This window comes from Paenibacillus chartarius, assembly GCF_042432825.1.
Lineage (GTDB): Bacteria > Bacillota > Bacilli > Paenibacillales > NBRC-103111 > Gordoniibacillus > Gordoniibacillus chartarius.
This window is the reverse complement of the sequence record NZ_JBHLWN010000007.1, coordinates 1-8,419: the sequence shown is the minus strand read 5'-3', so window position 1 is coordinate 8,419 and position 8,419 is coordinate 1. Positions and strand designations below refer to the sequence as shown.

The window sequence follows — 8,419 nt, the reverse complement described above, 5'->3', positions numbered from 1 at the left end:
TACATTATTAGTAAATATTTAATGTGGGTTTTTCGTGATAACTTTTATGCAATGCCAGTGGGAAGGGACTGGGTATTGGAACTACGCGACCGAATATTTCGCGTATATGATGTCGGCGCTCCATACGACGCTGGGCACCGATTATGGCTTTATGAACCAGACCGGCGTCCGCGAGACCGCGAAGTATATGGCAAACCTGCACGGCCCGAAAGGTCCGTTCAATTATGCGGATGCGCATTCGAAGATACTCGATACGCCGCAGCTTCTGCTATTTGCGGATTTGCTCGGAGACCCGGATGTATCCTGGTACAGGGAATTCAGCTATAGGGAGAATCATGTAGTGCTTCCGTTGGATCTGGTCTGGTACCGTCCGGGAATGTACGGCGCCAGCAATGATCCGCAGCAGCTTGATTCGCTGTACGATCATCCGCTGAAGAACAATGTCGCTACCTTCCGCGATTCCTGGAGCGATCCCGGCGCCAACTACGTCGCGGTCAAGGGCGGGATCAACGATTATGCGATATCGAATACCCTGCACAACAACCTCGACATCGGGACATTCGTTCTGGATGCGCTGGGCGTCCGGTGGGCCGTCGATCTTGGAAAAGACGACGCAGACTATAACGTGCAGGGATACTTCACGAGCAACCCCGAAGCCGATCCCAACCGATGGGATTGGTACCGCACGAGGGCCGAAGGCTCCAACACGCTGGTGATCAACCCGGACGACGGACCGGATCAGGCGCTCGACGCCAACGCGCCGATCATCGCTTACGATTCCAAGCCGGAGGGCGGCTACGCCGTCGTGGATATGACGTCGGCCTACAAGGATGACGTCGTGTACGCGAAGCGGGGCATGATGCTGGGCCAATTCCGCAGCAGCTTCCTCCTTCAGGATGAGCTTCAGCTGAAAGCCCCGTCGGACTTGTATTGGTTCATGCATACGGATGCGCCGGAGATCACAGTCGCACCGGACGGCAAATCGGCCCTCCTCACGAAGAATGGCCAACGGCTTTATGCCCAGCTCCTGTCCCCAAGCGTGGCGAGCTTTGAGGTTCGGACGGCGACCCCGTTACCGACAACGGATAGTTACGCCGGCCAGAAGTTGAATGCCAACGTGAGGAAGCTGACGATTCACATCCCGGCTGCCAAGGATCAACTGACGATTGCCGTTCGATTCACGCCGTTGTCCGTCATTGAAGCGCCGCCTGCCGATGTGCCGGCTGTGACGCCGCTGCAGGCGTGGAGCATCGATTCGACGCCTACCGCGCTCTTGTCGCAGCTCAAGGTCGATGGTGTGCCGGTTGCCGGCTTCCGCTCGATGAAGATGAAATACGCGGTGGAAGTTCCCTTCCTGACCCAGACCGTCCCTGCGATCACGGCTGTCGCTGCGGACCCGAACGACACGGTAACCGTAACGCCGGCTTCCGGCATACCGGGAACGGCCGTTGTGGAAGTAACGGATGACCAGGGCGTCGATCGACCGGGTAAATATTTCATCGATTTAACCCGGGGCATATTCTCGGGCGTGCTCACGGATGTCCTGGTATTGCCTGTCACGTACTTGGCCGACAGCGGACCTGCCAACAACGATTGGCCGGGGCCGCGCGCCGCGGATCACGATCCGACGACATACTGGTCCGTCAGCGGACCGAACACCATCGACTTCGACCTCGGCTCCGAGACGACGGCCACGTATGTCGGCATCACCTGGCGGTTTGGCAATCAGCGTCAATTCTTCTTTGATCTGCTGACATCGACGGATGGACAGACATGGACGAAGGTCTATCAAGGGCCGAGCTCGGGGAAAGTGACCGACGATTATGAAATTTACGATATCCCGGATACGACGGCACGGTATCTTCGGATTGCTGTATCCGGAAACAACATCACGACGGCGACCAGTATTAACGAAGTCATGGTTTACGGCAGCAACGGCCCCGACGGTCAGTAGTCCGGCATGATCGAAGCATTTCAGAACTAGCTGTCGGCCGAGCGCGGCAACACTTTGAACCATGAGCAGGCCGACCTGCTCGCTCAGCTCGCCGATGCGTTGAAGTAAGCACAAGCAAAATAGCCGTTATGCCAAGGACTTACGGAGTCCGAAGCTAACGGCTTTTTTGCAATATCCGGTATGGAAAGGGGGGAACTCGAGCTTCACCCCTTAATCGAACCAATCATGACGCCTTTCACGAAATACTTCTGCAGGAAGGGGTACAGCAGCAAGATAGGGCCTGTCGCCACGATGATCGTCGCGTATTTAATCGTTTCTCCGATCGGCGTTTTATCGGCCCCGCCAACGCTTGTCATCATCGATTCCGTACTGCTCGTGATCAGAATCTCCCTCAGAATGAGCTGTAGCGGATAAAGTTCGCGCGTACGCAGATAAATGAGCGCACTGAACCAGGAATTCCAATGGGCCACGCCGTAGAAGAGAATCATGACGGCAACTACGGGCATGGACAGCGGAAGAATGACGCGGAATAAGACGGTAAAGTCGTTGGCGCCGTCCAGCTTGGCCGATTCCTCCAGGCTGACGGGAACACTCAGGAACGAGGTGCGCATGATGATCAGGTTATAAGCGCTCATGGCGGTGGGAATGATCAGCGCCCAGCGGGTATTCACCATGCCTAAATCGTGAATGAGCAGGTACGTGGGAATTAAGCCGCCGTTAAAGAACATGGTGAAAACAATCAAAAACATGACCTGGTTTTTCCACATCACGTTCTGCCTGGATAAAGCGTAAGCGCCAAAGGAGGTCATGAGAATGTTGAGTGCAGTGCCTAGCACAACGTAAAGCAGGGTGTTTAAATAACCGGTAGAAATCGAAGGGTTAAGGAAAACCAGCCTGTAGGCCTCCAAGTTGAAGCCTTTGGGGTACCAGATCAGGCCGCGCACTTGCATGATCCAGGCCGGATCACTTAACGAGGCGATCAACACATAGAAGAACGGATAGAGGGTGACAAGAGATAACAGGATCAAGAACACGGCATTCGACGCATCGAATACATGCTCCCCCAAGCTTCTGCGCATAGTGGACGTGCCTCCTTCTTACCAAAGTTTATGATCGCTGATCCGCCGGCTGAGTGCATTGGCCGATACGAGCAGCGTAAAGTTAATGATTGAGTTGAAGAGGCCGACGGCAGCGCTGTAGCTGAAGTTGGATTCGAGGATCCCTTTCCGATAAACGAAGGTCCCGATGACATCGGCGGTTTCGTAAGTAGTCGGGTTATAGAGCAGCAAAATTTTATCCGCGCCGACGGACATGAAGTTCCCGATCTGCAGGATAAGCAGAATGACCACCGTAGGCATAATGCCCGGCAGTGTAATGTGAACGACCTGCCGTAAGCGCTTGGCACCGTCTACCCGGGCTGCCTCATAGAGGGTTGGATCGATTCCGGCCATAGCCGACAGATAGATGATGGAGCCCCAGCCGATATTTTGCCATATATTCGAGGAAATATAGACGGAACGAAACCAGCCGCTTTCCGCCAGGAAGGCGATCGGCTGTACGCCGAACCAGGAGGAGAGCACGTTGTTAATTAACCCGTCGCGGGCCAGGAAGTCGACCAGCATGCCTGAGACGACCACAATCGAAATAAAATGCGGCATATAGGTTATCGTTTGAACCGTACGCCTGAGGAGCGCGCTGCGAAGCTCGTTCAGCAGAAGCGCAAGCAAGATGGAGGCTGGGAAAGCGAACAGCAGCTCATACAAGCTGATCAGCAGCGTATTGCGCAAAATACGAGAAAAGAAATGGCTTCCGAAGAAATCCTGGAAGTGTTTCAGACCGACCCAGTCGCTATGCAGAAAACCGAGGCCCGGTGAATAATTCTTGAACGCGATCTGCAGGCCATACATCGGTACATAATAGAAGACAACATAATAGACCACGACAGGAAGCAGCATGAGATAAATATATTTATTGATCCTGGCATCGCGGATAAACCGATACTTGAACCCGTTCTTGTCTACCGCGGGCTTTAAGGAGTCGGCTTGTTGCTGGGGCAATGTGGACATCGCGAGTTCCTCCTTGAGCGAATGAGTCTGTCAAAATGGGCGCAAAAAGACACCATACGGCGGGAAGGTCCTCTCCCACGCCGTACGTTGACGTCCCTGTCTATGTTACTTTCTGTTGAGATAACGATCCAAGGCGGCTTGACGAACCTTGATCGCTTCTTCAATTCCCATGCTCTTCATCGTTTGCACAAATTTATCGAAGTTCTCGATCGGCTCGGCACCCATGACGAATTTATTGAACATTTCGTCGCGATAAGTCTTGACGTCGTTCATGATCGAAGTGGATTTCGCGCTTTCGTCGGCATTGAGGGCAATGCTCGGCATTTGCTTGGCATGGTCCGCTTGAGCCCACGTTTTTTGCGCCTCGCGCTGCGCGGGGATGGTGTAATATTGTTCGATAACCCGCTTATCCTGAACGTAAGGTCCACTCCAGCCGGATTGGAAATACTTCGCCATTGCCTGCGAGATCGGCAGCTTATCGGGGTTGTTCATAATCAGGTCTGTATACTTCGGATAGCCGTTCTCCATCTTGTAGCTTTCGCCTTCAATTCCGAAGTTGATCAGCATGTGGCCTTCCTGGCCGTACTTGTAGTCAAGCCATTTGATAATTTGTTCCGGGTTCTTGGCTTTGGCGGATATGGCTGCTCCGTATCCGGTGAAAGGCATCGTATATTGGCCGAGCGGCTTAGGGCCGCCTTCCTTGACTGTCGGGTAAGGAGCCCCCACCAAGGAAAAGCTGGGATTCGTCGGTTGAACCAGAGTTAAGTAGCGGCCGAGACCGGCTCCGGCAAAGCCGGAGTAAGCGCCGACCTGATTATTAATAATTTTGTTATCCTTTAGCTTGGAATCGGTAATGGTGGCATAGTCCTTGTCGATCAAGCCGTTCTTGTACCAGCGGGCAAGCGTGGCCAGGAACTCCTTGAATTCGGGCTGGATCGGGCCGTATTTAATCTTGCCTTTATCGTTATAGAAGTCCGTGGTGATGCCCCAGGCGCCAACCAGTAGATGATTTACATCAAAGTCGGCGGTCAGACTCATAAAGAAGGGAATTTCATCCGGCTTGCCGTTGCCGTTCGGGTCCTTATCGCGGAATGCCGTCAGCACGGTTTCCCATTCCGGAATTGTAGTGGGCACCTTCAAGTTCAATTTGTCGAGCCAATCCTTGCGGAAAACCGGACCGTACACGACGCTTAACTGCTCGTCGCCCAGCAGGAACGGCATCACATAAATATTCCCTTCATCGGTCGTGATCATTTTGCGGAACTCGGGATGCTCCTTCAATACTTTGCTCAAGTTAGGCGCATGCCGGTCGATTAACTCGTTCAAGCGAAGGATCTGTTTCCCTTTAATCAGGGCATCGGGACTCTGAGCAGCGGACAGTCCTACGGTTGTACCGAAATTGTACTCAATCACATCGGGCAGGTTGCCGGAAGCCATCATGATATTGAACTGGTCTTTCTCCTGCCCCGCCGGAGGATGCTGGAATTCAACCTTCGTGCCGGTTTTCTTCTCAATTTCCTTATAGGCAGCCATCTCGTTGTACGTCTTCATGATTGCGGCCGCATTGGCGTTCAACTGCACCCAGTATGTTAAGGAAGCGGGATACTTCACTTCAGCAGCTTCCGGTTTGACGGAGGCTGTCCCTGTCTGTGCAGGGGATGATGAAGCCCCGGATGGATTGCTGTTGTTGCTGCAGCCTGCTGCCACTATGGATAACAAGGCTGCCGAGACCGCGGTAAGTTGAAGCGTTTTCTTCTTTCGGTTCATGCTTCGATGACCCTCCCATATATGATTGTATTGCGGGTTCGCCGTCCGCAATTTCAATATAATAAAGACGGCTCGAGCTGCCTACATAACGTTCGCACGAAAGGTAAACACCGCTTTAGATGAAGGATAAACCGATTTTCACAATGCCTAACTTTCTTTTCGATCACCGGATATTTGCAGCATTTCCCGGTACTTGCCGGGGGTGATCCCCTCTATTTTTTTGAAAACGCGAATGAAACCGATATCTGTGGAATACCCGACCTTCTGGGCGACCTGCAGGACGGTGAGGCTCGGGTCGGCGAGCAGACGCTTCGCTTCAGATATCCGTACCTCGATCATGTAATCGGACAGATTTATGCCATACTGCTTCTTAAACAATCCGGACGTGTATGCCGGAGTCAATCCGAAATGTTCGGCGACGGTAGTCAAGCTGAGCGAATGGTCTCCGTAATGCAAGTCGATATACTGCTTCATCCGTTCCTGCCAACGCTCATGCTGCTCGGAGCGCGCCTCGCGCACACAGTTGCAAATAAAGGCAATCAACTCTTTAATCTTTTTCACCATTTCGTCAGCCGAAGTGCTGTTCAGAATCAGCTTCACAGGATCGGTTGCCGATTCCAATGAAAGCTTCTCATCGATCTTGAGCGCATTCGTAACCCTCAGCAGAGTGCCGAGAATATTCATAAACAGCAGCTTGCCCAGTTCCGGCGTCGTGTCGCGAGAGCCGATATTTCGTTCGTAGAGGTCGTCCAGAATCCGCTCGGCGGCTTCCAGTTCCCCGCTTTTGAGCACATTCATGAACTGCGCTTCGATTTCCGTCGGGTAATGGTAATCGGTACGGCCCATGTCCCGGATTTGATCATAATGGATGATCGAGCTTATGCCGTGTATGATGCGGTAGTCCAGCGCGTTAAGAGCCTCGGTGTAGCAGCGGGAAGCCTCCGGCAGTTCATGATGGATGGAACTGGTCGCTACCGTAATTTTTATCCGGAACCGTCCCTCAATGATCCCTTTGAGCTCGGCGATGAACCGGTCGCGGTACAGCAGGGTCTCTTCCGACGAGTCGGGTACGTTTAGAACCAGAGCCAGCCGGCCGTTGTCGGTTTCCGTTGCATAACCTGAATCCCCCAACAGCTCGCTGCTCAAATTCAAGATAATAAAACGAACCAGAGCGTAATCCCGCTCGCTTTCTTCGATGCGGAATTCCTTGCTCTCATCCGCTTCGATCAGCACCACTCCAACGCAGGGAAACGGGAACTGCACCCCCCTGAACGCGAGAGAGTCGGGAGCGAGCTCCGCCGGGTCCACTTGACCCTTCAGCAGCCTGTTTAGAAAATGGGCCCGAACAACCGGCAAATGGCCGGCCAGCTTGGTTTTCAGTTCCTTGCCTTCGGCAAGCGATTCCGTAATCGAGTTCCGGATGAATTCATACTCGTTGGCTGATTCGTTACGCTGCACGCTCCTGCCTTTCGATATCGTGTAGACCAGGTCCCGGATCGGGCTGTAGCTGCGGTAGGCCATCCAGTAAGCCGCTGCGCTCCCGGCGGCGACAACGAAGGCCAGCAGGGCCAACGCCCAGGCTTTGATCTCATTTACCCTTTTCAGCACGACGCTTTTCGGTACTAAGGAAATGTATTTCCAACCGCTTTGGCCGGTCGTATAGGAGAGCATCTGCACTTGACCTTCGGTCCGGTATGTTTCGTAACCGCTGGAACCGGAAAGCTCTGCGAGCAAGCCGGCGGGGAGCTCATGCCGAACTCCTGTCGAAACAATAACTTGTCCCTTCGAATCAAGGATGAGCATCGTACCGTTGTTCACCCACTGGATCTGCTTGAGCAGGTTGAGGATTTGTTGTTCGTTGATCAGCATGATCAGGGTGCCCTTCCCGTTATTTACCTCTCCGAGAGGCAAGGTGAAGGCGCTGGCAATCACGTTGGTTGTCGAGCGATCTTGCGTTCCTTGCGGGGCTGCCCAGAAATCCTGGTAATGATAGCCGGATAAAATCTCGGAGCGTACTTGGTCGAGACTTCTGCCTGGAAGCGGATACAATTCGGTGAAGAATGTGGCCGCATCCGTTTTCAGATTGCTGGAAATGACCGTATCGTCATCCCGCAGATAAATATAGAAATTATCAATAAAGCGCGATCCGTTGCGTATATTTCGAAGCGAGCGGACCGCTTCCTCGTATTGGATATATTTCTCCGCGTCTTTAATCGTCCATAGCGTTTGCAGCTTGGGCTGCGTGGCGATTTGGACGCCGAGCTGCTCCATCTCCTGCAGATTGCTGTCGACCACCTGGCGGGCCTGCTCCAGCAAGGCAAGGTTAGAGCGGTTGGCGTAGTCGATCATGGCTTTTTCCATATTGATATACAAGAGGAAGGTAACGGTGACGGGAATTAACAAGATCATAATGTAGGAAAGCCAGAGAGTCAGAAAGATGCTTTTGCGTCGCAGGAGCAAGATGAATCCTCCCTCCGAGGTCGGAATGGAAATAGGCAAAAAACGGAAAGTCGTTGGGGGCAGTGTACCATATCTGGCACCGGTTTTCCATAACGCAAAAGAAGTAACTAATAAACCTGAATTTCGAAAGCGCATAAGAATGCGGTGGCGATCATCCAGGAGCGGATCAACA

At 53.0% G+C, this 8,419-nt stretch carries 5 protein-coding genes; 1 reads left to right on the top strand and 4 read right to left on the bottom strand.

Annotated elements, in window-relative coordinates:
* Positions 1-34 precede the first annotated feature (34 nt).
* Positions 35-1,954, top strand: coding sequence for a discoidin domain-containing protein (locus tag ACFFK0_RS00810; RefSeq protein ID WP_377467660.1), 1,920 nt, complete (start codon positions 35-37; stop codon positions 1,952-1,954).
* A gap of 203 nt (positions 1,955-2,157) precedes the next feature.
* Here ACFFK0_RS00810 and ACFFK0_RS00805 read toward each other — a convergent pair whose 3' ends face one another.
* The 4 genes from ACFFK0_RS00805 to ACFFK0_RS00790 all read right to left on the bottom strand — a co-directional run bounded on the left by ACFFK0_RS00805 (position 2,158) and on the right by ACFFK0_RS00790 (position 8,247).
* Positions 2,158-3,033 (bottom strand): carbohydrate ABC transporter permease, encoded by an 876-nt coding sequence (locus ACFFK0_RS00805; RefSeq protein ID WP_377467658.1) that lies wholly within the window; start codon positions 3,031-3,033, stop codon positions 2,158-2,160.
* An 18-nt stretch (positions 3,034-3,051) separates the two neighbouring features.
* Positions 3,052-4,020: an ABC transporter permease gene (locus ACFFK0_RS00800; protein WP_377467656.1), complete on the bottom strand. Its 969-nt coding sequence runs from the start codon at positions 4,018-4,020 to the stop codon at positions 3,052-3,054.
* A 105-nt stretch (positions 4,021-4,125) separates the two neighbouring features.
* On the bottom strand, positions 4,126-5,787 hold the full coding sequence (locus tag ACFFK0_RS00795) for an extracellular solute-binding protein (protein ID WP_377467654.1): 1,662 nt from the start codon (positions 5,785-5,787) through the stop codon (positions 4,126-4,128).
* 147 nt (positions 5,788-5,934) lie between these two features.
* Entirely contained in the window at positions 5,935-8,247 is a 2,313-nt protein-coding gene (locus ACFFK0_RS00790) for an AraC family transcriptional regulator (RefSeq protein WP_377467652.1), read from the bottom strand.
* Positions 8,248-8,419 lie beyond the last annotated feature (172 nt).

What these genes read in the sequence shown, in the direction of transcription:
- ACFFK0_RS00795 (WP_377467654.1), bottom strand. Translation starts at nt 5,787, where the DNA reads ATGAACCGAAAGAAGAAAACGCTTCAACTTACCGCGGTCTCGGCAGCC.
- ACFFK0_RS00800 (WP_377467656.1), bottom strand. Translation starts at nt 4,020, where the DNA reads ATGTCCACATTGCCCCAGCAACAAGCCGACTCCTTAAAGCCCGCGGTA.
- ACFFK0_RS00805 (WP_377467658.1), bottom strand. Translation starts at nt 3,033, where the DNA reads ATGCGCAGAAGCTTGGGGGAGCATGTATTCGATGCGTCGAATGCCGTG.